Raw genomic sequence first — 25,303 nt, forward strand, 5'->3', positions numbered from 1 at the left:
AACGACATGCTGCGCGAACTGCTGGACCGCCGGGCCTTCCTGGTGCTCAGCACGATCAACCCCGACGGCGCCCCGCAGTCCAGCGTGATCTGGGCCAAGCACGACGCCGGCGACGTCGTCTTCTCGACCATCCGCGGCCGCCGCAAGACCCGCAACATGGAGCGCGACCCGCGCGTCTCCATCTGCGTGTACGACCCCGCGAACCCCTACCGTCACGTGGAGGTCCGCGGCACCGTCGCCATGGTCGAGGACGGCGGGCCGGAGCTGATCGACGAGCTCAGCCGCGCGTACGACGGCAAACCCTGGACCGAGAAGGTCCCCGGCGTCACCCGCGTCGTCTGCCGCCTCACCGCCACCAGGGTGGTCGAGCACTAGACGGTCCGGGCCCAGGTCCAGGCGTAGGCGGTGTCCTCGACGGCGAGGGCGGGCTCGCACAGGTCGAGGGGGCGGAAGGTGTCGACCATGACCGCCAGCTCGTCGAAGGCCTCGGCGCCGATGGCGCGTTCGACGGCGCCGGGCTGGGGGCCGTGGGTGAAGCCGCTGGGGTGCAGCGAGATCGAGCCCTGGACGATGCCGGACCCGCGCCGGGCCTCGTAGTTGCCGCCCGTGTAGAAGAGGACCTCGTCGCTGTCGACGTTGTGGTGGTTGTACGGGACGGGGATGGCCAGCGGGTGGTAGTCGACCTTGCGCGGGACGAACGAGCAGATGACGAAGTTCGGGCCCTCGAAGGTCTGGTGGACCGGCGGCGGCTGGTGGAGGCGGCCGGTGATCGGCTCGAAGTCGTGGATCGAGAACGCCCACGGGTAGACGCAGCCGTCCCAGCCGGCGACGTCGAACGGGTGGTTGACGTAGACGTGCTCGGTCCAGCCGCGCCGGTGCTGCACGAGCACCGGCACCTCCGACCCTTCCGTGATCAGCGGTTCTGAAGGGCCCCGGAGGTCGCGCTCGCAGTACGGCGAGTGCTCCAGGAACTGGCCGTGCTTGGAGAGATACCGCTTGGGTGGGCCGATGTGCCCGGACGCCTCGATCGTCAGCAGCCGGACCGGCCCGTCCACCGGCACCAGGCGGTGGATGACCGACGTCGGGATGATCACGTAGTCACCGGGGTCGAGCACGAGCGCGCCGAACACCGACTCGACGAGCAGCGTCCCGGACTCGACGTACAGGCATTCGTCGCCGATCGCGTTGCGGTACAGCGGGGACGGCGTCGTGGCGAGCGCGTAGGACATCCGGACGTCGTCGTTGGCCAGCAGGTGCTGCCGGCCGAGGACGGCGTCCGAAGAGGACGAGAAGGACAGTTTGTGCGTCTGGAGGTGCCGCGGCTGCAGCGGCAGGTTCGGCGCGCGCGTCGTCGCGAACGGCGTGACCGCGGTGGCGGACAGGATCGCTGTCGGTCGATGCTTGTGGTACAGCAGGGACGAGTCGCTCGAAAAACCCTCCTGCCCCATCAGCTCTTCCGCGAACAGCGAGCCGTCCGGCTGGCGAAACTGGGTGTGTCGCTTCGGTGGGACCTCGCCCACGCGACGGTAATACGGCATCTGATGCCTCCCGGAAGAAAGAAACCGTCCGGATATCGGACGAAGTTGTCCGCCCTGTATAGCGTCCATTAGATTCGGAAGCTGTGTCAAACGCAGTACCGCCTCTGCTGACCGCCCTGGTCGACGACGCCGCCGTCTTCCCGCCGGGGAGCCTCCCGCTGCCCGACGCCGTCCCGGCCCACCTCGGCCACCGCGACGGCCCGTGGGCGGCGATGATCGGCCCGCTGCTGGTCCCCGCCGCCGCCCTGCCCCGGATCGCCGCGACCGTCGCCGTCGGCGTGGTCGGCGAGCCCGGCGCCGTCGGTCCCGCCCTCGAGTCGATCCCGGCGCACCTCACCGTCCGGCAGGTCGAGTCCCCGGTCGCCAAGCGCGGCGAGGACCCCGCACCCGGCATCGACCAGCTCGCCGACCTGGCCCGCAAGCACGGCGACCGGCCGTGGAGCTGGTATTTCGAGATCCCGCTGGCCTGGGGGCTGATGCAGGCGCTCGACCGGCTCGCCGACCTGCGCGCCGAGGGGCTGCCGGCCGCCGCGAAGTTCCGCACCGGGGGACTGGCCGCCGAGCTGTTCCCTTCGCCGGTCGAGCTGGCCGCGGTGATCTGCGCCTGCCGGGACCGGGACCTGCCGTTCAAGCTGACCGCCGGCCTGCACCACGCGGTCCGGCACACCGACCCCGACACGGGCCTGGTCCACCACGGCTTCCTCAACGTGCTCGCCGCGACCCTCACCGCGGCCCGCGGCGCCGGTCCCGCCGACCTCGCCGGCATGCTCGCGGCGACCGACGGTCACCCCCTGGCCGCGGCCGTCCGCGACGCCCTCGACCAGCCGCGGCCGCTGTGGGTCGGCTTCGGCAGCTGCAGCGTCGACGAGCCCGTCACCGACCTGACCAACCTCGGCCTGCTCCCCAGAGAGGTGCCCGCGTGACGACCTGGATCGAGCCGGCCGCCGACGACCCCTTCGGCCTGCACAACCTGCCGCTGTGCGCGACCCGCGCCGGCTGGACCGGCGTCCGCGCCGGCGACCTCATCCTCAACCTCGCCGCCGCCGAGGAGGCCGGGCTGGTCGACGCCGGCGGCACGTTCACCGGCGCGAAGACCCTCAACCGCTTCCTCGCCACCGGCCGCCCCACCTGGACGCGGGTCCGCGAGCAGCTCACCGAGCTCTTCACCGGCGCGAAAACGGCCACGATCGAGGGAATGCTGCACCCGGTCGCCGGGACCGCGCTCGCGCTGCCCTTCGAGGTCGCCGACTACGTCGACTTCTACTCCTCGGAAGAGCACGCGAACAACCTCAGCAGGATCTTCCGGCCCGACTCGCCGACACTGCTGCCCAACTGGAAGAGCCTCCCCGTCGGGTATCACGGACGCGCCGGCACCGTCGTCGTCTCCGGCACCGACATCCCGCGCCCGCACGGCCAGCGCAAGGCGCCCGACGAGGAGCGGCCCAGCCACGGCCCGTCGCGGCGGCTCGACGTCGAGGCCGAGCTCGGGTTCGTCGTCGGCGCGTCCTCCGAAGGGGTGATCGGCGTCGACGATTTCCGCGAGCACGTGTTCGGCGCCGTCCTGGTCAACGACTGGTCCGCCCGGGACATCCAGGCCTGGGAGTACGTGCCGCTCGGGCCCTTCCTGGGCAAGTCCTTCGCCACGTCCGTTTCGCCGTGGGTGGTGCCCCTGGACGCCCTCGAGCCGGTCAAGGCGGCGGCCGTCGTCCAGGACCCACCCGTCCTGCCCTATCTGCGGGAGGCGGAGCGCTACTCGTACGACATCCGCTGCGAAATCCGATGGAACGGCACCCTCGTGTCGCGGCCGCCATATGCGGGGATCTACTGGACGCCGGCGCAGCAGCTCGCCCATCTCACCGCCAACGGCGCCTGGGCGCGCACCGGCGACCTCTACGCGTCCGGCACGATCTCCGGCGCCACGCCCGAGCAGACCGGATCGTTCATCGAGCGGACATGGAACGGCGCACATCCCGTCCGCCTGGATGACGGCACGACCCGTAGCTTTCTGCTCGACGGCGACACGGTCACGATTTCGGCCTCCGGGTGGTGTTCCGACGGCGTCGTGGTTGGCTTCGGTGAGGTGACCGGCACGGTGGTGACGCGAGTGTGAGAAGCCCGGCGATCGACGGTCACCGTGAGCAGAATGCGACTATCGCCGGGTATGGTGCCCGGCGGAGGTGGTTATGGGGACCGGTGGTGCGGGGCGGCGATTCAGCGTGCGTCCACGAAACTGGCCCCGGTCCTTGCGCCGGGTCCTCACCGCGCTCTTCGCGATCGTGGTCATCGCGGCGATGGGCGTCACGGCGTATCGGACCTTGAAGCCCGCCGAGACCGTCAGCAGCGCCAAGAAGCCGGTCCCGTCGCCCGAGCCGATCAAGTCGATCCAGTATGCGGAGCTGCCCTCGGCGCCGCTGATCGTCGAGGGCCGCCTGCGCGTCTACACCGAGCAGCGCCGGGTGTTCGCCGACACGCCCGTGACCGCGCAGCGGCTGATGACGCCGCACTGGGCGTACCGGCGCTGGCCCGCGGAGGTCGTCTCGGTCGTCGCCGTCGAGAAGCCCGCCAGCGGCGTCGGCATGTCCGTCGTGGTGACCAAGTGGTCCGACGGCGAGATCGTCGCCCTCGACGCCGAGAAGGGCGACATCGTCTGGCAGGTGCGCATCGACCCCGCCGACGGCGAGACGTTCAAGGGCCGCCGCACCGGCGCGAAGGCGCTGTACAGCCCGGAGGACCTCTTCGTCACCACCTCGGCGCTGGACCACCAGCAGGTCGTCATCGCCACCGGCAAGGACGTCGTGCAGGCCATCGATCCGGTCGACGGCAAGATCCGCTGGACGCACTCCTTCGCCGCCACCCCGAACTGCCACTCCGTCGACTGGACCAGCGACGACGCGTACTTCGTGAAGGACACCTGCGCGAAGCCCGCCACCCTCGAGGTGTACGACGCCGGCACCGGCACCCTCCTCACCACGTGGCGCCCGCCGGGCGCGTCGATCGGCCCCGACAACGTGACGAACTGGTTCCTGGAGCCGACGTCCTGCCAGCTCGGCCGGTCCGGCTGCGCCCTGTTCAAGGCCGCCCCGACCGGCGACGTGGTCAGCTACGCCGACGCGGCGTCGGGCGTCGGCAGCATCACCCCGACGTACTGGTCGCTCGGCGCCGACAACATCGTCAAGCCCGAGACCGTGCCCGACAAGGACAAGGTCGTCGTGATCGGCGACGTCCTCGCCGAGCAGGTCGTCGGCGGCTACATCTGGGCCTTCTCCCGCACCACCGGCCAGCGGCTGTGGATGTCGGAGGTGTCCGGCGCGCTGATCGGCGCGGACCAGCGCAACGTCTACCTGATCAACCGCGACTACCAGCTCCTGGTGCTGAATCTGGTCACGGGTGCGGTCACGTCGAGCACCGAGCTGCGGATCCGTCCCGAGGACCGGTTCGTGTTCAGCGAGCTGTACCTGCACGGCGGCTACCTCGTGGTCGAGCGCCTGCACACCACCAACGCGTCGGAGATCGACGACAAGTACTACTTCAGCATGAACACCGTCGTGCTGGTCGGCATCGGCTGATGCGGGCCGCTGCGCTGGTTCCGGTATCCGCCGGGCTCGTGGCGGGGTGCGGCGGCGGTGGAGCTCACCACGAGGGTGCCGTCGAAACCGCGCAGACCGCTCAGGCTCAGGGCTCGGCGGTCAAGCAGCTCGCGGGTGCCGTCGTCGCGAGCCGGACCGCCGAGATCACCGAGATGAAGGCCCTGCTCGACAAGCTGTCTTAGAGGCAGTCGAGGAAGGCGTCGTTCTCGCCGGGGGAGCTGATCGTCACGCGGACCCCGTCGCCGGCGAAGGCGCGGACGATCACGCCCGACTCCTCGCACTTCCGGGCGAAGTCGAGGGCGGCGTCGCCGAGCGGCAGCCAGAAGAAGTTGGCTTCGGTGTCGGGGACGTCGGGATACACCTTGCGGACCGCGGCGACGACCCGCTCCCGCTCGGCGGTGATCAGGTCGACCCTGCGCTGCATCTCGTCGGACGCCTGCAGGGCCGCGAGGGCCGCGGCCTGGGCCGTCGCGGACGTGGAGAACGGCGTGACGACCTTGCGCACCGTGGCCGCGACCTCGGGTGAGCCGATCAGGTAGCCGACGCGCAGGCCCGCCAGGCCCCACGCCTTCGACAGGGTGCGCAGCACCACGACGTTCGGGCGGTCGCCATACGTGACCAGGCCGTCGGGCACGTCGGGGTCGGTGACGAACTCGCGGTACGCCTCGTCGAGGGCGACCAGGACCGTCGGCGGCACGGCGTCGAGGAACGCGTCGAGCTCGGCCTTGCGGCTCGCCGTGCCGGTCGGGTTGTTCGGGTTGCAGACGATCACGAGCCTGGTCTTGTCGGTGATCGCGGCCGCCATCGCCGGCAGGTCGTGGGCGTGCTCCGCCGTGTTCGGCACGCGGACGCTGGTCGCCGCGGAGGCGGCGGCGATGATCGGATACGCCTCGAAGGACCGCCACGCGTAGACGGCCTCGTCGCCGGGCAGGCAGGTCGCGCGGAAGAGGTGCTCGAACAGGGCGACCGAACCGCAGCCGGTGGCGATGCGGTCCGTGTCGACGCCGAGCCGGTCGCTGAGCATCGAGCGCAGCGCGGTGGAGCCCGGGTCCGGGTAGCGGTGCGCGCCGGCGATCGCCGAGGCGACCGCGTCGACGACGCCGGGCAGCGGACCGTACGGGACCTCGTTGCTGGCCAGCTTGATCGCGCCGGGCACGGTGCGACCGGCGACGTAGGCGGGCAGGGCGTCGAGGTCAGGGCGGGTGAGGCGGGTCATGACGGGTCTCCGGTGGGCTTCGATGGCGGGGACGGGACCGCGGCGTCCCGCACCACGACGGTGCCGGCCGAGCGGTCGTGGAAGGCGCGGTGCAGCGGCCAGTCGATCACCGGGGAGAGGCTGTCGAGGAACTGCAGCACGAACCCGACGCCGCAGGTCCACAGCAGCACCGACAGGCCGAGCGGATTCCAGCGGCGGATGGCGCGGCCGTAGCCGATGCGGTCCTCGCTCTCCATCCGCATGACCTTGATCTTCAGCAGGCGCTTGCCGAACGTCTGGCCCGTGTTGGCGATCGCCGGCACCTCGTAGGCGAACCAGAGCGCCGCGATCAGGATCAGGATCACGATCTGCAGCGTGCCGGCCCGCTCCGGCTGCACGATGTCACTGGTCGACTCGTTGGCCTTGAAGCGTTCGTACGACTCCCGGAACACCGGCATCATCAGGTGCAGATACTGGTAGACGAACCAGCCGGTCACCGCCGCGTTGATGAGCAGCAGCGCGGCGATGTCGACGAGCCGCGCCACCAGCCGGGAGCCGAGGTTGGCGACCTGCCGGCCGTGCGCCGTCGCCGTCAAGGGCCCGCCCCCGGCGACCCCCTGTGGTGGGAGCAGCACCTGCACCGCGCCGGTCGGATACGCGCCGGGCGGCAGCGTCCCCTGCGGCTGCACGCCGGGTGGCAGCGGCGTGCCGGGCGCCAGCACGATCGCGCCGGGTGGCAGTTGGCCGGGCGGGAACCCGCCGGGTGGCACCGGCGTGCCCGGAGGCAGGATCACGGCCCCCAGCTGTGGCACGACCGGCGCGACGGGCGGCGGCGGTGGCGCGACGGCCGGCGGCCCCGCAGGCGGGACGGCATCGGCCGGGAGGGGCTCACCGATCCAGCCTTCACCGTCCCAGTACCGCTGAACGGCCGGGTCGACGGGGTCCTTGTACCAACCTGGAGCTGTCACCTGTTGACCTTAACCACAACCGTCTGCGCCACCTTGTCGTGCAGGCACTGCTGGAACGGCTTGTCCCAGAGCTGCCAGAAGCCGTCGATCCACGAGAAGAACGGGACGAAGATCGCCACCACGTATTGCATCAGCCAGCGCTTGCCCGCCACGCCGCGGGTGATCGGCGCCGACGGGTCGTCGAGCCGGATGAGCGCCAGACCGAGCGCCCGCTTACCCAGTGTGACACCGCGCCGGGACGGGAACAGCTCGACGTAGTACACATAGCTCAACCCGATCATGACGACGAAGATCGCGATGTAGATCAGGATGATCGGCCCGACGAGCAGCGCGGCGTCGGGCTCGTTGACCAGCTGACCGGTCACCGGATCGGTCTCGAACTGCGACGCCTGGGTCCCGATCCACGCGATGATCGCGAACATGGCCGGGATGAGCACCACCATCGACAGCACGAGGAAGACGCATGCGTCGATGAGGTACGCGCCGAGCCGTGCGCCGAACCCGGCGAGTGGCTGACCGGTCGGCGCCACCGGCACCGGCGCGGGGCCGTAGTAGGCCTGCGCCGGCACACCGTAAGCGCCCTGCGGGTATCCCTGGTTATAAGGGTTCTGCTGGGGCTGCTGCTGGGGGTACGTCACCCCGACAGTGTTACAGGTTCCCGCGACGTTCCTGCTCTCGCTCGATCGCCTCGAAGAGCGCCTTGAAGTTGCCCTTGCCGAAGCCGAGCGAGCCGTGCCGCTCGATCAGCTCGAAGAAGACCGTCGGGCGGTCCTGCACCGGCTTCGTGAAGATCTGCAACAGGTAGCCGTCCTCGTCCCGGTCGACCAGGATGCCGCGCGCCTTCAGGTCCTCGATCGGCACCCGCACCCGCCCGATCCGCGCCCGCAGCTCGGGGTCGTCGTAATACGAGTCGGGCGTGACCAGGAACTCCACCCCGGCGGCCCGCATCAGGTCGACGGTGCGCAGGATGTCCCCGGTCGCCAGGGCGATGTGCTGCGCGCCCGGTCCGCCGTAGAACTCCAGATACTCGTCGATCTGCGACTTCTTGCGCGACACGGCGGGCTCGTTGAGCGGGAACTTCACCTTGCGGGTACCGCTGGCGACGACCTTGCTCATCAGCGCGGAGTACTCGGTCGCGATGTCGTCACCGACGAACTCGGCCATGTTCGTGAAGCCCATGACCCGGTTGTAGAACTCGACCCACTCGTCCATCCGGCCCAGCTCGACGTTGCCGACCACGTGGTCGACCGCCTGGAAGAACCGCTTCGCCGGCGGCGCCACGATCGGCTGCCGTGCGACGAACCCGGGGCGCCACGGGCCGCTGTACCGCGACCGGTCGATCAGCGTGTGCCGGGTCTCCCCGTACGCCGCGATCGCCGCCACCCTGATGACCCCGTGCTCATCCTGCTCGTCGTGCGGCGCCTCGAGCCCCGTCGCGCCCTGCCGCAGCGCGTGCGCATATGCCGTGTCGACGTCGGGCACCTCGAGCGCGATGTCGGCGATCCCGTCACCGTGCCGCTCATAGTGACGCGTCGCCTCAGCCTGCCGGTGCACCCCGCCCGCCAGCACGAACACGGCCGAGCCGGACCGCAACACGTACTCGGCGTGATCCCGATGCCCCTGCTCAGGCCCCCGATACGCGACCAACGTCATCCCGAACGCCGTCGAGTAGTAGTGAGCGGCCTGTTTGGCGTTGCCGACGTAGAACCGGACGTGATCGAGACCGGTCAGCGGGAACGGGTCATGCGACACGTCGTGCTCGACAGCACCGATGAGCTCGTTGAGGTCTTCGACAGCGCGGGTCATGGTCCCAGCCTCGCCGCTGGTTCGGCAGCTGGGCAACCAACGCTATTCTGCATGGTCAGGTTGTTCATTTTGCTGGTGGATTCGGGGAAACCGGTGGACAAGTTGCCCAGTCCGATCGACGCACTCGACGCCCGGCTGATCGCGCTGCTCGCCGCCGAACCGCGGATCGGCGTCCTGGAGTGCTCCCGCCGCCTGCACGTGGCCCGCGGCACGATCCAGGCCCGCCTCGACCGCCTCACCGACCGCGGTGTGATCCGCGGCTACGGCCCCGACATCGACCCTGCCGCCCTCGGCTACGGCGTCACGGCCTTCGTCACCCTGGAGATCCGCCAGCGCTCCGGCCACGACCCGGTGGCCGCCCACCTGGCCGGCATCCCTGAAGTCCTGGAGGCCCACACCATCACCGGCTCGGGCGACCTGATGTGCCGCATCGTCGCCCGCTCCAACACCGACCTCCAACGCGTCATCGACCTCGTCATGAGCTTCGCCGGCATCGAGCGCTCCTCGACGATCATCGCCCTCGCGGAACAGATCCCCCACCGCACCCTGCCCCTGGTCGTCGCCGCCGCCCGGACGGCCTGAGGTCGCCTTTGGACCCTGGTTGTCGAGCCCGGGGCCGGTGCCCAGGGCTCGACATGCCCGGAGTTCGGGAAGTTCAGCGGCGGCCGACGGTGAGGACCGGCTTGGTGACCTCGGCGAAGAAGTCGTTGCCCTTGTCGTCCACGACGATGAAGGCGGGGAAGTCGACGACGTCGATCTTCCAGACTGCTTCCATGCCGAGCTCGGGGTATTCGATGACCTCGACGTGTTTGATGCAGTCCTGGGCGAGGCGGGCGGCCGGGCCGCCGATCGAGCCGAGGTAGAAGCCGCCGTAGCTGTGGCAGGCCTCGGTGACCTGCTTGGAGCGGTTGCCCTTGGCCAGCATGACGAGGGAGCCGCCCGCGGCCTGGAACTTCTGCACGTAGGCGTCCATGCGGCCGGCCGTCGTGGGGCCGAAGGAGCCTGACGCGTAGCCGGCGGGGGTCTTCGCCGGGCCGGCGTAATAGACGGCGTGGTCGCGGAGGTAGGCGGGCATCGGCTCGCCGGCGTCGAGGCGTTCGGCGATCTTCGCGTGGGCGATGTCGCGGGCCACGACCAGGGGGCCGGTCAGGGACAGGCGGGTCTTGACCGGGAGGGCGGAGAGCTGGGCGCGGATCTCGGCCATCGGACGGTTGAGGTCGACGGCGACCACGTCGTCGTCGAGGTGCTCGTCGGTCACGTCGGGCAGGAAGCGGGCCGGGTCGCGCTCCAGCTGCTCCAGCCAGACGCCCTCGGCTGTGATCTTCCCGACGGCCTGGCGGTCGGCGGAGCAGGAGACCGCGATCGCGACCGGGCAGGAGGCGCCATGGCGGGGGAGGCGGACCACGCGGACGTCGTGGCAGAAATACCGGCCGCCGAACTGCGCGCCGATCCCGAACTCGCGGGTCAGCTGCAGCACCTCGGCCTCCAGCGAGAGGTCCCGGAAACCGTGCCCGGTCGCGGAGCCCGACGTCGGCAGCGTGTCCAGGTATTTCGCCGAGGCGAGCTTCGCGGTCTTCAGGGCGTGCTCGCCGGAGGTGCCGCCGATGACGACCGCCAGGTGATACGGCGGGCAGGCCGCGGTGCCGATCAGGCGGAGCTTCTCCTCCAGGAACTGCATCATCCGGGTGGGGTTGAGCAGGGCTTTCGTCTCCTGGTACAGGTAGCTCTTGTTCGCCGAGCCGCCGCCCTTCGCCATGAAGAGGAACTTGTAGGCGTCGTCGCCCTCGGCGTACAGCTCGATCTGCGCGGGCAGGTTGGAGCCGGTGTTCTTCTCGTCCCACATGGTCAGCGGGGCAAGCTGCGAGTAGCGCAGGTTGAGGCGCGTGTAGGCGTCGAAAACCCCGCGGGCGATCGACGATTCGTCGTTGCCGTCGGTGAGGACGAAGCGGCCGCGCTTGCCCATGACGATCGCGGTGCCGGTGTCCTGGCACATGGGCAGGACGCCGCCGGCGGCGATGTTGGCGTTGCGGAGCAGGTCCAGCGCCACGAAGCGGTCGTTCGGGGAGGCGAGCGGGTCGTCGATGATGGCGCGGAGCTGGGCGAGGTGCGCGGGGCGAAGGAAGTGCGCGATGTCGTGCATCGCCTCGTCGGTGAGGAGGGTCAGCGCCTCGGGGGCGACGGTGAGGAACCGCCCGTCGCGCCCGATCCCGTCGCTGGTGATCAGCCGGTATTCGGTGGTGTCGGGGCCGAGCGGCAGCAGCGGCGAGAACGCGAACTCAGGCATGCCCTCGACTGTAGTTACTGGATTCCGGCCAGCCTGAGCAGGGCGGCAGTGAGCGCCGCGGCGACGACGACCACGACGAACGGCAGCTTCCGCCAGGCGAGGACGGCGCCGACCACGACACCCGCGGGGCGTGCGACGCCGACGAACGACGTGCCGTCCAGCAGCGCGGCGGTGCCGATGAGAGCGGCGAGCAGGGCGATCGCGGCCAGGGTCAGGTAGCGGCCCACCGCGGGAGAGACGGTGATCCTGCTGCGCAGGACCGGTCCGGCGAAGCGCAGCGCGTAGGTGCCGGCGGCGAGCACCACGATCACGATCCAGCTCACGAGGTCTCCTTTGCGGCGTCGGTACGACCTGAGGAACGCGGGACCGGCAGCGCGAAGACCAGTCCGAGCAGGGCGAGCAGGACAGGCAGACCGGCCGGCAGGAACGGCGTCGTAGCCAGGGCGACAGCAGCTCCGGCCACCGCCACCCGAACCGCGGCCGCGTCCTTCAACGAGGGCAAGGTCAGGGCGAGCAGCGCCGCCGGGAACGCCGCGTCGATGCCGTAGCGGTCGGGGTCGCCGAGGGTGCTGCCGATGATCGCGCCGAGGGTGGAGGCGACGTTCCAGGTCAGGAAGAGGGCGACGCCGGTCATCCAGTACGCGCGGCGGCGCCGGACCGGGTCCTCCTGCGCCAGGGCGAACGCGACCGACTCATCGGTGAGGATGTGGCTGCCGACGACCCGCCGCCAGCGGGCGTCGCCGAGCGTCTCGTTGCCGATCGCCAGGCCGAACGGCAGGTGCCTGGCGTTGAGCAGCAGGCCGGCCAGGATGATCGCGAGAGCGGTGCCGCCGGCGGAGACGAGCCCGACGGCGAGGAACTGCGCGCCGCCGGCGTAGACGAACGCGGACATGACCACGATCTGGCTGAGCGGCAGGCCGGCGGCGGTGGCGATCGCGCCGAACGACAGCCCGACGACGACCGCGGCCGCGCACAGGGCACCCACGTCGCGAACGATCGGGTCGCTTGTTCGGAGCATCGAACGCATAGTTCGATATGCTGGACGCCTGCGTGGGTGTTCGTCAAGCCGAATTATTCGTTCGCTACACCGAACGGGAGCGTGGTCATGGGCGCGCCACTGGAGTTCATCGCTGCCGCACTGCGTCGCGAGCGGGAGCGGGAGAAGCTGTCGCTGAGCGAGGTCGCGAAGCGGGCGGGCATCGCCAAGTCGACGCTCCACCAGCTGGAGGCCGGCGCCGGCAACCCCAACATCGAGACGTTGTGGGCGCTCGCCGTGGCGCTCAACGTGCCGTTCAGCCGGCTGGTCGAGCCACCCGCACCGACCGCGCCGCGGGTGATCCGCGCCGGCGAGGGGCCCTCCATCCAGGCCGAGCAGGCGGATTTCGGCGGCACGCTGCTGGCCACCTGCCCGCCGGGCGCGAAGCGGGACCTGTACGTGATGAACGTCGGAATGGGCGGGCCGCGCAAGGCCGACGCGCATCTGCTCGGGACCGTCGAGCACGTGGTCCTGATGAGCGGCCGCCTGCGGGTCGGCCCGACGGACGCGACCGTCGACCTGGATCCGCACGACTACTGCTCGTTCCCCGGCGACGTCCCGCACGTCTATGAGGCCCTGACCCCCGGCACCTCGTTCACGCTGGTGATGGAGCACCGCTAAGAATATGGAAGAAATCCAAGGTTCCGCCCTCGGGAGATCAGCAGCCCGTCGGGCCCGACGCCGAGCACGTCGGACGTCGTCTTCGCGTCGAGGCGTTGCGTGCCGTTGTCCGGCCGGTATGCCTTCAGTGTCCCCGCCCCCGGGTCGGTGACCAGGACCGCGTAGCGGGTGATCGCCACGTCGGCCTTCTCGCCGATCTCCTGCTTCCACGCGGTCTTGCCGGTGGTCAGGTTGATCACCTGCAGCGTCTTCTTGTCGGCGCCGCGGATCAGCCCGTACTGGCTGTCGGCCGCGACGAGCGTGTCCCCCGGACCGCCGACGAACAGCTCACGGCCGTCGCGCGGGGCCAGGAACACCTCCCGGTTGTCGCCCCGGGTCGCGGCGATCACCGTGTCCGCCCCGGCCGGGTCGCGGCGCTGCTCGCATCCGGCGCCGGAGGACGTGCGCAGGTCGTACCCGTCCTTCTTCCACACCGTCTTGCCGGTCGCGGCGTCGCGCGCCTCCAGGCTGTAGCGGCAGTTGCCGTCCTTCGGCGCCGCGGTCGAGACCAGCACCCGCCCACCGACGACCACGATCCGGCTGCTCGTCGTGGGTTCTTCGGTGCGCAGCCGCTTGCCGGTCAGCATGTCGACCACCTGAACCCGCTGGTCGATCGGGAAGCCGAGCATCGGCGGCACCGAGCCCGGCGTCGCCTTGACCGCGTCGTCGTAGGTGTCCGACAGCAGCCGCGTGCCGAGCAGGTCGCTGTTGACCCCGGCGAGCACCCGCCCGATCCCGGGCAGCGCCAGCTTCCAGATCTGCGCCCCGTCCTTCGGCGCCCGTGCGGTGAGTGTGCAGTCGGTCAGCCCGTCACAGCCCAGCGCGAGCACCGACTCCCGGTAGGTCCACGCCCCGACCGCCGCCCCGTCCTTCCACTTCACCGCCCCGTTGGCGGGGTCGACCGCCTCGAGCCCTTTCCCGCGCCGCCCCACGATCACCACGAGGCCGGCCCCGTCGCCCGCCGCGGCGGCCCAGTCGGCTTCCTTGTCCCACAGCTTGGTCCCGCTGCGCAGCCCACGGGCCTCGATCGTGCCCCGCATCTGCACGACGACCGCGTCGCCGGCGATCACCGCCGCCGAAGGCTGCCCCCCGACGCGGTCCGTCCACGAGGTCTCCGGCTCGGACAGCTTCCCGCTACTGGACGCGACCTTCTCCCACCAGTCGGTGAGGTCCCAAGACACCTTGGGCAGCGGGTTCCAACCGGTGACGAGAATCGCCGTGATGATGAGCGCCAGCACCCCGATCGCGCCGAGCGCCGTCTCGAAGTTCCGGACCGCTCCCCTAGCCACCCGCCCACCGTAACGGCGCCGGATGGTACTGCGTGGGATCGCCCGATAAGCCCGTGTCGCGGATATTTCACCCACCAGTGCTGATGCCCGCGACCGGTCTTCTCCTGACCGGTCCGAAGCGGCGCCGGTTTCGGTCATCAGGACGAGCGATTCGTTCCGTGGAGTTCCCGATTTGGCGGAGGGTGATCGATTCGTGACGCTGAAACACTGCGGGGCATGACCGAACTACGGCCGCGGCGGATGCGGTTTCTGTGGGTGGCGCTGCTTGTCGCAGGTGTTGTCGTGTTCATCAGTGGCGGGGTGGTGCTTGCCGCGTCGGCTGACGGGGTCGGGCCGGCGGCCGGGATCTTCGGCGACGCTGAAAGCGCTGCGCCGCCCGCGACGGGCGGTCCGTCGAAGTAGACGCGAGATCAGGCGGCCGGTGATCGTCCAGGACTCGCCGGGAACGCATTTCGGGGTCGCACACAACGTTGGGTGCGACCCCTAGTCACGATGATTGTGCCGAAATGTCCCCGTTCGTCCAGAGCAATGCAGCGGTAGGGCTTGAGTAGCCCTTGTGTGGATAGTGAGCAAAACCGCTGCAAGACCTGGACGCATTCCGGCACGCGCATGTCGTTCCGTGAAAAAGACTCCACGGCGCTGCTCTTTCGTCGCTCTCATTTGACTACCATCGGGCAATACCGCGTGCAGCTTCGAGGGGAGGCAAGCGCCGCACAGAGGGTGGTTATGCGCAATTCGACCAGGTTTTCGATCTTGGGGCCGGTGCAGATCCGCACGCCGGTTACCGAGATCACGGTTGCCGCGCCCCGCGAGCGCATCCTCCTGGCACTGCTGCTGTTGCGCGAAGGGCAGCTGGTGCCGGTCCAGCAGGTCATCTCCGCGCTGTGGGACACCAACCCGCCGCCGACCGCGCGGGCTCAGGTGCACAGCTGCGTCTCCCGGCTCCGGCAGTTGCTGCGCCGCACGGGACTGCCCGAGGAGCTCGTCATCACCGAGCCTTCCGGGTACCGCATCAAGGTCGGCGCCGACGAGCTCGACTCCGTCCTCTTCGCCACCAGGATCGAACGCGGCCGCGCCGCCGCCGCCGACGGCGAGCTGGCCACCGCCCGTGACGAGATGCGGGCCGCGCTCGCGCTGTGGCGGGGGAGACCCCTCGCGGACGTCGACTCCGACGCGGTCCGTGCGTCGGCGGCGCACCTCGAGGAGCAGTGGACCGCCGCCTTGTCGCTCTGCCTCGACCTGGAGCTGCGGCTCGGCGCCGCCGAGGAGATCCTCGCCGAGGTCGCCGACCTGGTCGAGCGGTATCCGCACCACGAGCAGTTCCGCGGCCACCTGATGACCGCGCTCGCCCGCACCGGCCGGCGCGCGGACGCGCTCGCCGTGTTCCGCCGCGGCCGGGCCATGCTCGCCGAGGAGCTCGGCATCGAGCCGGGCGCCGAGCTCGTCGAGCTGCACCGCCGGATCCTCAACGGCGACGTAGCGCTGCTGCTCGCGCCGGTCGAGCCGCTCGACGCGCCGCGCCGCGCCGCGCGCTGCCTGCCGCGGGACATCGCCGACTTCGCCGGGCGGGCCGACGCGTTCGCCGGGATCGTCGCCGCGCTCAGCGACGAGCGGCACGCCGTGCTGGCCATCGACGGGATGGCCGGCACCGGCAAGACCACCCTCGCCGTCCGCGCCGCGCACGCCGTGTCGCCGCGCTTCCCCGACGGGCAGCTCTATCTCGACCTGCGCGGGCACAGCGACCGGGCGCCGCTCGATCCCGGAGAAGCGCTGGGCGCGTTGTTGCGGCAGTTGGGTGTGCCACCGGAGCGCGTCCCAGCGGTCTCCGACGAACGCGCGGTCCTGTGGCGGACGGAACTGGCCGACCGCCGCGTCCTCGTGCTCCTCGACAACGCGCTGGACTCCGCGCAGGTGCTGCCCCTGCTCCCGGGCACCGCACACACCGGCGTGCTCATCACCAGCCGCCGGCGGCTCGGCGGGCTGGACGGTGCCCAACCCGTCTCGCTCGACGTGCTGCCCCTCGACGAGGCGGTGGAGCTGCTGCAACGTACCGTCGGAGCCCGCGCCGCCGCGGATCCCGCCTGCACGGTCGAGGTCGTCGAACTCTGCGGGCGGCTGCCGCTCGCGGTGCGGCTCGCCGGCGCGCGGCTGCAGCACCGGCCGAGCTGGACGATCGCGGACCTGGCCCGCCGGCTGCGCGGTGTGGACCGGCGGCTGCCCGAGCTCGCCGTCGACGGGCGCACCGTGGCGGCGGCGTTCGCGCTGTCGTTCCAGCAGCTGCCGGTGCACCTGCAGCAGTTCTTCGCACTGCTCGGGCTGCACCCCGCGGGTGACTTCGAGCCTGACGTCGCGGCCGCCATGGCGCGGCTGTCGGTGGCCGACGCCGAGGAGCTGCTGGAGGAGCTCGTCGACGTGCACCTCGTCGAGGCGCCCGCGGCGGGCCGCTACCGCCTGCACGACCTGCTGCGGGACTACGCCGCGCAGCTCGCCACCGACGGCGACGCGGTGGTCGACCGGCTGCTGGACCACTATCTGCACAGCGTCGCCGGCGCCAACACCTTCCTGGAGCTCGCCGACGACACCCCGCCGCAGGCCGCGCGGGCGTTCAGCGGCGTCGCCGAGGCGAGGCGCTGGATGGAGCGCGAGCTGCCCAACGTCCTCAGCGCCGCGCGCCTCGCCTCCGATCTCGGCAGGCACTGGCAGATCTGCCTCATGACCCGTGCGGTGTCGCCGTTCCTGTTCGGGTTCGGCTACGGAGAGGCGCAGCTCGAGCTGTACGAGCGGGCCATCGCCGCCGCGAGAACGCTGCCGAGTCCGGAGCTGGAGGCGGAGGCCCGCAACTACCTGGCCGGCGTGTACTTCCGGATGGGCCGGATGTCCGACGCCCTGTCGACGCTGCGGCTGGTCACCGCCATCGCGGAACGCGAAGGCATCCCCAGGCTCAAGGGCACCGCGCTGACGAACATGGCGATGCTGCACAGCCGGCTCGGCCAGTACGCCGACGCCATCGCCGCCGCCGAGGCCGCCGCCACTCTGCACATGGACGAGGCCCCCGCGCACCTCCAGTTCAAGATCAATAGCACGATCGGGATCGCCCACACCCAGGCCGGCAACTACGACCAGGCGCTCCTGGCCAACCGGCGGGGCCTGGCCGCGGCCCGCAGGCTCGGCGGGATGCGCGCCGTCGGCATCATGATGGGCGAACTCGGCCTCAACCACCTGCACCTGCACCATCTCACCGTCGCGACGGCCCTGCTGCGCCGCGCGCTGGAGCTCAAGCGGCGCTCGGTCAACCAGTTCGGCGCCGCGGAGACGCTCAGCAAGCTCGGCACCGCGCACCGGCTGCTCGGCCGCCTCGCCGACGCGCTCTCCTGCCAGCGCGCCGCCCGCTCACTGATGGAGCAGGTCGCCGACGTGTCCGGGCAGTGCCTCACCGCCAACGACCTCGCGATCACGCTGCGCGCCCTCGACCTGGACGACGAGGCCCGGCAGCTCAACGAGGAGGCGCTCGCCAAGTCGGTCCGCATCGGCGACCGCTACGAGCAGGCCCGCGCCCTGGCCGGCCTCGGCCGCCACGACCAGGCCGTCTCGCTCTTCGAAGAGCTCGGCGTCTGTGATCTGAGCGCACTTTATCGTTGACGGCGGCCTCGGCGGGGCACTGTAGAGCGTATGGAATTCCGCGTGGAGCACGACACCATGGGCGAGGTCCGCGTTCCTGCCGACGCGCTGTGGCGCGCGCAGACGCAGCGGGCGGTGGAGAACTTCCCGATCTCCGGCGGCCGGCTGGAGTCCTCCCACATCAAGGCGCTCGCCCAGATCAAGGGCGCGGCCGCCGCGGTGAACGCCTCCCTGGGCGTGCTGCCCGTCGATATCGCCGCCGCCATCGAGGCCGCCGCCGCGGACGTGGCGAGCGGCGTCCACGACGAGCATTTCCCGATCGACGTGTTCCAGACGGGCTCGGGCACGTCGTCGAACATGAACGCCAACGAGGTGATCGCGACGCTGGCTTCCCGGCTGCTGGGTTCGCCGGTGCACCCGAACGACCACGTGAACGCGTCGCAGTCCTCGAACGACGTCTTCCCCACGTCGATGCACATCGCGGCGGCCTCGGCGCTGTCGTTCGGCCTGCTGCCGGCGCTCGACACGCTGGCGTCGGCCCTGTCCGGCAAATCGGAGCTTTTCAGCGATGTGGTGAAGGCCGGGCGGACGCATCTGATGGATGCGACGCCCGTGACGCTCGGCCAGGAATTCTCCGGGTATGCCGCTCAGGTCCGCTACGGCATCTCGCGCATCGAGTCCGTCCTGCCGCGGGTGTGCGAGCTGCCCCTCGGCGGCACGGCGGTGGGGACGGGCATCAACACCCCGCCGTCGTTCTCCTCGGCGGTGATCGCCTCGCTGGCCTCGTCGACCGGCCTGCCGCTGACCGAGGCGCGCAACCACTTCGAGGCCCAGGGCGCCCGCGACGCGCTCGTGGAGGCGTCGGGTCAGCTGCGGACGATCGCCGTCGGCCTGTACAAGATCGCCAACGACATCCGGTGGATGGGCTCGGGCCCGCGGGCGGGTCTGCGTGAGCTGCGCCTGCCCGACCTCCAGCCCGGCTCCTCCATCATGCCCGGCAAGGTGAACCCGGTCGTCCCGGAGGCCGTCCGCCAGGTCGTCGCCCAGGTGATCGGCAACGACGCGACCGTGGCCTTCGCCGGCTCCCAGGGCGACTTCGAGCTCAACGTCATGCTCCCGGTGATCGCCCGCAACCTCCTCGAATCGATCCGCCTCATCACCAACGTGTCCCGCCTGTTCGCCGCGAAATGCATCGACGGTCTGGAGGCCGACGAGGAGGTGCTGCACTCGTACGCCGCGGGCTCCCCGTCCATCGTCACTCCGCTGAACCGCTACCTCGGCTACGACGAAGCCGCCGCCATCGCCAAGGAAGCCCTCTCCACCGGCCGCACCATCCGCGAGGTCGTCATCTCCCGCGGCCACCTCGACAACGGCGCCCTGACCCGGGCCCAGCTCGACGAGGCCCTCGACCTGCTGTCCATGACCCACCCCTGACGATGTTGACAACCTGAACCCGTACATCCGGTACGACCAGGCATAGGGTGCATGGATGCCGAGCCTCACTGCTGCGGTGCAGCGGGCCGACAGTCCTGTCGGGCAATGGATGCGGCAGACGTTTCCGCATCTGGGGGCGGTGCAGCAGGCGGTTCGGGAAGCGGCCGACGCGCTCGTGGTCGTTCCGCCGGACGCTGTCGCGCTCGGTACACAGGGCGGGGCGATCGACTGGTGGATCCGATTCCTCGTCGACCAGCGGGTGTCGCTGGAACTGCCGATCCGCGGACTGTGGGGCGGGTTTCCCAGGGCCGGGCGGGACCTGATCGAGGCGCTCTGCCCGCGCCGGCCCACCGTGCTCGAGCCCGCGCTGCACGCGGATCGCTCGGACGAGTGGTGGGCGCGGACCTGCTACGCGCTGGCATTGCTGGTGGAGCGGTTCCGGAACCCGATGATCGACGGGTCGCGGCTGTTCACGCTCGCGCCGGGCAGCGGGGTGGAGGAGCTGCTCGCGCTCGCCAATGACGACGAGGTGGCCGACCTGATCGCGATGCGGGACCTCGCGAAGAAGGGGCTGCTGCCGTATCTCGACAGCGGGCCCGTGCACAGTGGGCCGACGTTCGACGGGAGTGAGCATCTGGCGGCGGATGCCGACCTGGTCGTCGCGGGGCTGCTCATCGACGTCAAGTCGAGCCGCGGCGGGAAGGCGCGCAAGGACGGCAGCCGGTCGCCTTCGCTTGCCGGCACCGAGGTGTACCAGCTGCTCGGCTACGCGTTGATGGACTTCAGCGACCGGTACGCGCTGCACTCGGCGGGCATCTACGCGGCGCGCTTCGGGTGTCTCGTTCAGTGGCCGCTGACCGAACTGGTCCAGCAGGCGAGCGGCCGGTCCGGCATCGGGCTCCTCGACCTCCGGCTGGAGTTCAACGACCTCCTCGAGCGGGGTTCCGCCGCGGGCGGGTAGGTATCAGGATGCAGCGATGGGGATGAGCTGGCGGGTCCTGGTCGGGGCGGTGAGCGGTGCCGTCGCCGCAGTGATCTGGGCGGTGAGCCTGGCGGTCTACCAGCCGTACATGGAGCCCGACGGCTTCTGGACCGACCCGGCGACCGGCGAGACGTATCCGGAGATCGGGAGCAACAACACGTACTGGCCGCGCGACGTCCGGCAGCTCGCGATCCTCCTGGCGTTCGTCGGTGTCGTCATCGTCTGCCGGGCGAGCCTCCGCGCCGTCCTCGTCGCCGCAGCCGGGGCCGTGGCCTGGGCCGGGGTCGATCTGGCGCTGGACCGGGCCGATGTGCACAGCGGTCCGGCGGCGGCCTGGCTGGCGGTCGGGGGCGCTGTCGCGTTCGCGGGAATTGTCGGTGCCGCCCGTAAAATGGGATCGGGGGAAGGAGGCAGCGCATTCGCGGGACATCTCCTGGCGACGATCGCCGCGGTGGCGGCGGCGGTGACGGTGCTGATCACGACGCCTTGGGACGAGCCGGTGACGGATGCCGCTGATGTGCGGGTGGAGAATGCGTTGACGTTGTTGAAAGTCGGACTCGTGGTCATGCTGGCGGCCGGGGCCGTGGCCCTGTTGCCGTTGGACCGGGTCGCCTGGATGGCGCCGTTCGCGGGCATCGCCGCGCTGGCCGCGTGGCCGGCGACCGCGGCATACGGCTGGCTCGGCGCGCTCGGCCTTGTCCTGTTGCCGGCCGCAGCCGCCGCGGCGGTCGCCGCCGCCTGGGACGTGTCACTGCCCCGGCTGCTCGGCATCACGGCCGCGTGCGCCGTCGCATTGATCCCTGCGTACCTGTTGTTGTACTTCATCGGCTCGAGCATCGGCGGCGCGATGACGGCACTCGCGGGAAACCCGGCCATCAACTCCGCGGACACCGATCTCTCGCTGTCGGTTGCGGCGGTGTTGCTGGGGGCGTTGTTCGCGCTGATCAGCCATGCGCTGGCCCGGCCCGCCGTGCGCGAGGAGGTGCCGGTCGCGTGACCGACATCCGCCTGCGGCCCGTGGCGGAGGCCGACCTGGCGATGTTCCGCCGGTTCGCCACCGAGCCGGGCCTCGTCGGGCTGGACTGGGCGGGCTATCGGGACCCACACGCCGCGGGGCGCCAGTTCTCGCTCGACGGTTACCTCGGCGCTGACTACGGGCGCCTGATGGTCGAGGCCGAGCCGGACGGGGTTGCCGCCGGTTTCGTCAGTTATGTCGCCGGCACGTATAGCGGCCCCATCGGCTACTGGGAGATCGGCATCGCCCTCCTGCCGCAGTGGCGAGGCCGCGGCCTGGGCTGGCGCGCCCAGGCCATGCTGTGCGACCACCTGTTCGCCCACACTCCGGTGCAGCGCATCCAGGCCGGCACGCACCCGGAGAACATCGCCGAGCAGAAATCCCTGGAGAAGGCCGGCTTCACCCTCGATGGCATCATCCGCGCCACCGAGTTCCGCAACGGCCGCTGGCACGACGGCTATCTGTACAGCCGCCTCCGCACCGACCCGGCCCCGCCGCTGTAGAACACTGACCCTGCTTCGATGTCTAGCGTCATGGGCCAAGCGCGATGGGCCTATCGCGATAGGCTAGAGGTATGGGTGGGCACACCGAAGACGAGCTCCGTGGCGTCATTTCCGAATATCAGGCGACCAGAAATGCGGCGCTTGCCAGACGTGATGCTCAACTGCGGGACTTCCATGCCGCTGGGTGGCGGGCCGTGGATCTCCAGCGGGTCACCGGGTACAGCCGCGAGACCATCAGGCAGGCGCTCCGACCCGAGACTCGACTTGCCGCCAACAACAGCCGCCGCAAGACGCCGGTCGCACGGCCACCGGCTGACTATGTTTCGTACGGCGATCGTAAGCAGTACGTCGTGGCAGACACGCTCGACGAACTCTGCGGCCCGACGAGCGGCACCGTCGTGTTGCCCCACCATCTGGACTGGTCAGGCAACGCCGAATACGTCCTCGATCGTCCTGCTCGCCTTGCCTCCATGTACAGGACCGTCCTTGCCGAGGCCGGCTCGAAGGACGACCTGCGGAGCTGGCTCGACGGCACATCGCTGGTCGACTGCTGGCCGACGCTCTGGCTTCCGGCGCAGCTCCGCAACCTCTGGGAGAGCCGGTTCCCTGAGCTGTCCGCAGCCCGTGCCGCGGCGGCCTGACCATGGACGCGTTCCATGAGCGACTGGCGAGGGTCGGACTCTCCGCCGCAGACCGGTTCGGCTTCGCGCTCGCCGGCGGCTATGCCGTTCAGGCGGCGGGCTTCCTGGAGCGTCCAAGCGAAGATGTCGATCTGTTCACCGCATGGGATCGCCGAGGTGAGTTCGGCGCCGCAGTCGCTGCGGTCCTCGCCGCCTACCGCACCGACGAGCTCGACGTGCACGTCGAGCTGCAGTACGACACGTTCGCCCGTCTCACCGTGACTGACGGGCAGCACAGGTCCAAGGTCGAACTGGGTGTCGACTGGCGCGCCAACGAACCGATTCTTATGGCCATCGGCCCGGTGTTGCACCCCGACGACGCCGTCGCCAACAAGATGGCCGCGCTGTATGGCCGGGCATTCGCCCGCGACTTCATCGATGTCGACGCGGCGCTCCAGTCCGGTCATTACGACCGGGAAGCGGTGCTGCGACTTGCCGAGCGAGCGGACAGCGGCTTCGACCGGACCATCTTCGCCGACGCGATCGGACAGGCCGGTCTGCTCGATGCCGACGACTTCAGGGAGTACGGAACGAGCGGCCAGGAATTGGACGACCTCCGGGCTCGATTCGCAGCGTGGCGCTCAGATCTGCGCGGTGATGAGCGCTGACTCGGCGGCGGGGGGTCAGCTCAGGGCGGTTGCGACCGTGGAGGCGGCCGTAGTCACATACGCGGGCACGGAGCCTGGGTCGAGGGCGGTCAGGGCGACCACGCCCACGCTCGCTTCCAGGCCCTCGACGCCGGCGACGGCGGCGGCCACGCCGTAGGCGCCGGCCTGGAGCTCGCCGACTGTGGAGACGGCGGTGTAGTCGCCGTGGCGGCCGGCGAGGATGGCTTTGCCGGCGGCGCCGACGTCCAGCGGGTGGCGGGAGCCGGTGCGGTAGGCGACGTGGAACTGGGTCCAGCTCGGCTCGACCACGGCCAGGGCGTAGGCCTCGCCGCCGTCGGCGATGGTCAGGTGGGCCGTGGCGCCGACCGTTTCGGCCAGGCGGCGCAGGGCGGGCAGGGCCGCGTCGGCGACCAGGGGCTGGGCGCGGCGGGCGAGTTGCAGGATGCCCGCGCCCAGACGGAGGCGGCCCGATCGGTCACGCCGGACCATGCCGTGGTCGGAGAGGGTGGCGACCAGGCGATACACCACGGCGCGGCCGACGCCGAGGAGTGCTGCGGCTTCGGTCATGGTCAGGCCGCCGGGCGTCTCCGCGACCACCTGCAGAAGGCGCAGGCCACGGTCGAGGGTCTGCGCGGTCTCGGTAGCCACCCTGCAAGGTTAGTGCGGTTCGACCGTTACTCTTGCATCCGTGACCCTACGCCTGTATGACACCGCTACCCGATCGGTCCGGGACTTTGTCCCGATGACGCCCGGGCAGGTCGGTATCTACCTGTGTGGGCTGACGGTGCAGGGCGGGCCGCACATCGGGCATCTGCGGTCCGGGGTGAACTATGACGTGCTGCGCCGGTGGTTCCTGCGGTCGGGATACACGGTCAACTTCATCCGGAACATCACGGACATCGACGACAAGGTGCTGGTCAAGGCGACCGAGCAGGGCAAGCCGTTCTGGGCCGTCGCATATGCGAACGAGCGCCTGCTGTCGGCGACCTATCTCAAGCTCGGCGTGCTGCCCCCGACCTATGAGCCGCGGGCGACCGGCCACATCACCGAAATGCATGCGCTGATCCAGCTGCTGATCGACCGCGGTCATGCGTATGCGGCGACGGACGGCAGCGGCGACGTGTATTTCGACGTGCGGTCGCACGCGGAATACGGCGCGCTGTCCGGGCAGCGGCCCGACGACATGGAGCCGGCGACGGACGGGCCCGAAAGGGCGAAGAAGGACCCGCGGGACTTCGCGCTGTGGAAGGGCACCAAGCCCGAGGAGCCCGCCGAGGCCAACTGGCCTTCGCCGTGGGGGACCGGCCGGCCGGGCTGGCACATCGAGTGCTCCGCGATGTGCTGGCGGTATCTCGGCACCGAGTTCGACATTCACGGCGGTGGACTCGACCTGAAGTTCCCGCACCACGAGAACGAGATCGCCCAGTCGCACGCCGCCGGGCATCCGTTCGCGCGGTATTGGGTGCATCACGCGCTGCTGAATCTCGGCGGATCGAAGATGGCCAAGTCGCTCGGCAACGTCATCAATCTCGAATCGCTCGTCGAGTCCGGTCTGCGGCCGATCGAGGTGCGCTATTACCTGCTCGGGCCGCACTACCGGTCGGTGATCGACTATTCGCAGGAAGCGTTGGAAGAGGCCGCGGCGGCGTACCGACGCGTCGAGAACTTCGTGACCCGCGCCGTCGAGCTCGTCGGGCCGGGCGAAATCGGAGACCTGCCCGAGGCATTCGTCGAAGCGATGGACGACGACCTGAACACGTCACGTGCTCTTGCCGTCCTTCACGATGTGGTACGAGATGCCAACTCCATCTTGGCCGCCGGCGAGCTAGGGGGCGTGACGAGTGCCCTGGCGAGCGTCCGGGCCATGCTTGACGTCCTTGGGCTCGATCCCTTGGACCCGCAGTGGGTGTCCGCGCAGTCAGGAGATCTCACGCGGGTGGTCGACTCGCTGGTGGCGCTCGCACTGGAGCAGCGCACCGCGGCCCGCGGCCGCAAGGACTGGGCCGCCGCCGACGCGGTACGGGACCAGTTGAAACACGCCGGCATCGCGGTGGAGGACACACCGGCCGGTCCACGATGGACGTTGGAGAGCTGAGAAGA

General features: G+C 70.4%; 26 protein-coding genes. 16 read left to right on the forward strand and 10 right to left on the reverse strand.

The annotated features are described in order from the left end of the window. Positions 1–6 precede the first annotated feature (6 nt). Positions 7–375 carry a PPOX class F420-dependent oxidoreductase gene (locus tag ABZS58_RS15140; protein ID WP_354781868.1) on the forward strand — a complete coding sequence of 123 codons (369 nt, stop codon included), beginning with the start codon at positions 7–9 and terminating at the stop codon, positions 373–375. Here the strand turns inward: ABZS58_RS15140 and ABZS58_RS15145 are convergent. Continuing rightward, a complete protein-coding gene (locus ABZS58_RS15145; RefSeq protein WP_354781611.1) occupies positions 372–1,538 on the reverse strand; it encodes a homogentisate 1,2-dioxygenase domain-containing protein in 1,167 nt (388 codons plus the stop codon). The genes ABZS58_RS15140 and ABZS58_RS15145 overlap by 4 nt on opposite strands. Before the next feature lie 83 nt (positions 1,539–1,621). On the opposite strand from ABZS58_RS15145, the gene ABZS58_RS15150 reads away from it, so the two are divergent. The 4 genes from ABZS58_RS15150 (at position 1,622) to ABZS58_RS15165 (ending at position 5,307) form a co-directional block, all read left to right on the forward strand. Beyond that, positions 1,622–2,461, forward strand: coding sequence for a hypothetical protein (locus ABZS58_RS15150; RefSeq protein WP_354781613.1), 840 nt, complete (start codon positions 1,622–1,624; stop codon positions 2,459–2,461). Then, positions 2,458–3,648: a fumarylacetoacetase gene (gene fahA / locus ABZS58_RS15155; RefSeq protein ID WP_354781615.1), complete on the forward strand. Its 1,191-nt coding sequence runs from the start codon at positions 2,458–2,460 to the stop codon at positions 3,646–3,648. Before ABZS58_RS15150 ends, fahA begins: the two co-directional genes overlap by 4 nt. A 106-nt stretch (positions 3,649–3,754) precedes the next feature. After that, positions 3,755–5,104 carry a PQQ-binding-like beta-propeller repeat protein gene (locus ABZS58_RS15160; RefSeq protein ID WP_354781617.1) on the forward strand — a complete coding sequence of 450 codons (1,350 nt, stop codon included), beginning with the start codon at positions 3,755–3,757 and terminating at the stop codon, positions 5,102–5,104. After that, positions 5,104–5,307, forward strand: a complete 204-nt coding sequence (locus tag ABZS58_RS15165) for a DUF305 domain-containing protein (protein ID WP_354781619.1) — start codon at positions 5,104–5,106, stop codon at positions 5,305–5,307. The genes ABZS58_RS15160 and ABZS58_RS15165 overlap by 1 nt, the downstream gene beginning before the upstream one ends. Here the strand turns inward: ABZS58_RS15165 and hisC are convergent. From hisC to hppD, 4 genes are read right to left on the reverse strand one after another with little or no spacing between them, the layout of a single operon-like run. Further along, on the reverse strand, positions 5,304–6,341 hold the full coding sequence (gene hisC / locus ABZS58_RS15170; protein WP_354781621.1) for a histidinol-phosphate transaminase: 1,038 nt from the start codon (positions 6,339–6,341) through the stop codon (positions 5,304–5,306). The two genes, ABZS58_RS15165 and hisC, sit on opposite strands and share 4 nt — an antisense overlap. Further along, on the reverse strand, positions 6,338–7,288 hold the full coding sequence (locus tag ABZS58_RS15175; RefSeq protein ID WP_354781623.1) for an RDD family protein: 951 nt from the start codon (positions 7,286–7,288) through the stop codon (positions 6,338–6,340). The genes hisC and ABZS58_RS15175 overlap by 4 nt, the downstream gene beginning before the upstream one ends. Further along, the gene (locus ABZS58_RS15180) at positions 7,285–7,926 is read right to left on the reverse strand and encodes an RDD family protein (RefSeq protein WP_354781624.1); all 642 of its coding nucleotides are present in this window, start codon (positions 7,924–7,926) and stop codon (positions 7,285–7,287) included. The genes ABZS58_RS15175 and ABZS58_RS15180 overlap by 4 nt, the downstream gene beginning before the upstream one ends. 10 nt (positions 7,927–7,936) lie before the next feature. Beyond that, positions 7,937–9,094, reverse strand: coding sequence for a 4-hydroxyphenylpyruvate dioxygenase (hppD, locus tag ABZS58_RS15185; protein ID WP_354781626.1), 1,158 nt, complete (start codon positions 9,092–9,094; stop codon positions 7,937–7,939). Positions 9,095–9,187: 93 nt separating this feature from the next. Here hppD and ABZS58_RS15190 point away from each other — a divergent pair, with 93 nt between their 5' ends. Then, positions 9,188–9,676, forward strand: a complete 489-nt coding sequence (locus tag ABZS58_RS15190; protein WP_354781628.1) for an Lrp/AsnC family transcriptional regulator — start codon at positions 9,188–9,190, stop codon at positions 9,674–9,676. A 73-nt stretch (positions 9,677–9,749) separates the two neighbouring features. Here ABZS58_RS15190 and ABZS58_RS15195 read toward each other — a convergent pair whose 3' ends face one another. Genes ABZS58_RS15195 through ABZS58_RS15205 form a run of 3 tightly spaced genes read right to left on the reverse strand, consistent with a single transcriptional unit; the run spans position 9,750 to position 12,396 of the window. Then, positions 9,750–11,378 carry a fumarate hydratase gene (locus ABZS58_RS15195; protein ID WP_354781630.1) on the reverse strand — a complete coding sequence of 543 codons (1,629 nt, stop codon included), beginning with the start codon at positions 11,376–11,378 and terminating at the stop codon, positions 9,750–9,752. 14 nt (positions 11,379–11,392) lie between these two features. Then, positions 11,393–11,701, reverse strand: coding sequence for an AzlD domain-containing protein (locus ABZS58_RS15200; protein WP_354781632.1), 309 nt, complete (start codon positions 11,699–11,701; stop codon positions 11,393–11,395). Further along, positions 11,698–12,396 (reverse strand): AzlC family ABC transporter permease, encoded by a 699-nt coding sequence (locus ABZS58_RS15205; RefSeq protein ID WP_354781634.1) that lies wholly within the window; start codon positions 12,394–12,396, stop codon positions 11,698–11,700. The genes ABZS58_RS15200 and ABZS58_RS15205 overlap by 4 nt, the downstream gene beginning before the upstream one ends. 87 nt (positions 12,397–12,483) lie before the next feature. Between ABZS58_RS15205 and ABZS58_RS15210 the strand changes: the two genes are divergently transcribed. Further along, complete coding sequence (locus tag ABZS58_RS15210; RefSeq protein WP_354781636.1) at positions 12,484–13,035, forward strand: helix-turn-helix domain-containing protein; 552 nt, start codon at positions 12,484–12,486, stop codon at positions 13,033–13,035. On the opposite strand, the gene ABZS58_RS15215 is transcribed toward ABZS58_RS15210, so the two are convergent. After that, positions 13,032–14,363: a PQQ-binding-like beta-propeller repeat protein gene (locus ABZS58_RS15215; RefSeq protein ID WP_354781638.1), complete on the reverse strand. Its 1,332-nt coding sequence runs from the start codon at positions 14,361–14,363 to the stop codon at positions 13,032–13,034. The genes ABZS58_RS15210 and ABZS58_RS15215 overlap by 4 nt on opposite strands. Before the next feature lie 216 nt (positions 14,364–14,579). Here ABZS58_RS15215 and ABZS58_RS15220 point away from each other — a divergent pair, with 216 nt between their 5' ends. From ABZS58_RS15220 to ABZS58_RS15255, 8 genes are all read left to right on the forward strand, one after another. Then, the gene (locus tag ABZS58_RS15220; protein WP_354781640.1) at positions 14,580–14,765 is read left to right on the forward strand and encodes a hypothetical protein; all 186 of its coding nucleotides are present in this window, start codon (positions 14,580–14,582) and stop codon (positions 14,763–14,765) included. Positions 14,766–15,125: 360 nt separating this feature from the next. Then, positions 15,126–18,002 carry a BTAD domain-containing putative transcriptional regulator gene (locus ABZS58_RS15225; protein ID WP_354781642.1) on the forward strand — a complete coding sequence of 959 codons (2,877 nt, stop codon included), beginning with the start codon at positions 15,126–15,128 and terminating at the stop codon, positions 18,000–18,002. Between the two features lie 30 nt (positions 18,003–18,032). Next, the gene (locus ABZS58_RS15230) at positions 18,033–19,415 is read left to right on the forward strand and encodes a class II fumarate hydratase (protein ID WP_354781644.1); all 1,383 of its coding nucleotides are present in this window, start codon (positions 18,033–18,035) and stop codon (positions 19,413–19,415) included. Positions 19,416–19,470: 55 nt separating this feature from the next. Further along, complete coding sequence (locus ABZS58_RS15235; protein WP_354781646.1) at positions 19,471–20,376, forward strand: hypothetical protein; 906 nt, start codon at positions 19,471–19,473, stop codon at positions 20,374–20,376. A gap of 16 nt (positions 20,377–20,392) precedes the next feature. Next, positions 20,393–21,394 carry a hypothetical protein gene (locus tag ABZS58_RS15240; RefSeq protein WP_354781648.1) on the forward strand — a complete coding sequence of 334 codons (1,002 nt, stop codon included), beginning with the start codon at positions 20,393–20,395 and terminating at the stop codon, positions 21,392–21,394. Further along, positions 21,391–21,915 carry a GNAT family protein gene (locus tag ABZS58_RS15245; RefSeq protein ID WP_354781650.1) on the forward strand — a complete coding sequence of 175 codons (525 nt, stop codon included), beginning with the start codon at positions 21,391–21,393 and terminating at the stop codon, positions 21,913–21,915. The genes ABZS58_RS15240 and ABZS58_RS15245 overlap by 4 nt, the downstream gene beginning before the upstream one ends. 71 nt (positions 21,916–21,986) lie before the next feature. Then, a complete protein-coding gene (locus ABZS58_RS15250) occupies positions 21,987–22,556 on the forward strand; it encodes a hypothetical protein (RefSeq protein ID WP_354781652.1) in 570 nt (189 codons plus the stop codon). Between the two features lie 2 nt (positions 22,557–22,558). Then, complete coding sequence (locus ABZS58_RS15255) at positions 22,559–23,203, forward strand: nucleotidyl transferase AbiEii/AbiGii toxin family protein (protein WP_354781654.1); 645 nt, start codon at positions 22,559–22,561, stop codon at positions 23,201–23,203. 15 nt (positions 23,204–23,218) lie between these two features. Here ABZS58_RS15255 and ABZS58_RS15260 read toward each other — a convergent pair whose 3' ends face one another. Then, entirely contained in the window at positions 23,219–23,851 is a 633-nt protein-coding gene (locus tag ABZS58_RS15260; RefSeq protein ID WP_354781656.1) for a helix-turn-helix domain-containing protein, read from the reverse strand. Positions 23,852–23,891: 40 nt separating this feature from the next. On the opposite strand from ABZS58_RS15260, the gene cysS reads away from it, so the two are divergent. After that, the gene (gene cysS / locus ABZS58_RS15265; protein WP_354781658.1) at positions 23,892–25,298 is read left to right on the forward strand and encodes a cysteine--tRNA ligase; all 1,407 of its coding nucleotides are present in this window, start codon (positions 23,892–23,894) and stop codon (positions 25,296–25,298) included. Positions 25,299–25,303 lie beyond the last annotated feature (5 nt).

Source organism: Dactylosporangium sp. NPDC005555 (assembly GCF_040605635.1).
Taxonomy (GTDB): Bacteria; Actinomycetota; Actinomycetes; order Mycobacteriales; family Micromonosporaceae; genus Dactylosporangium.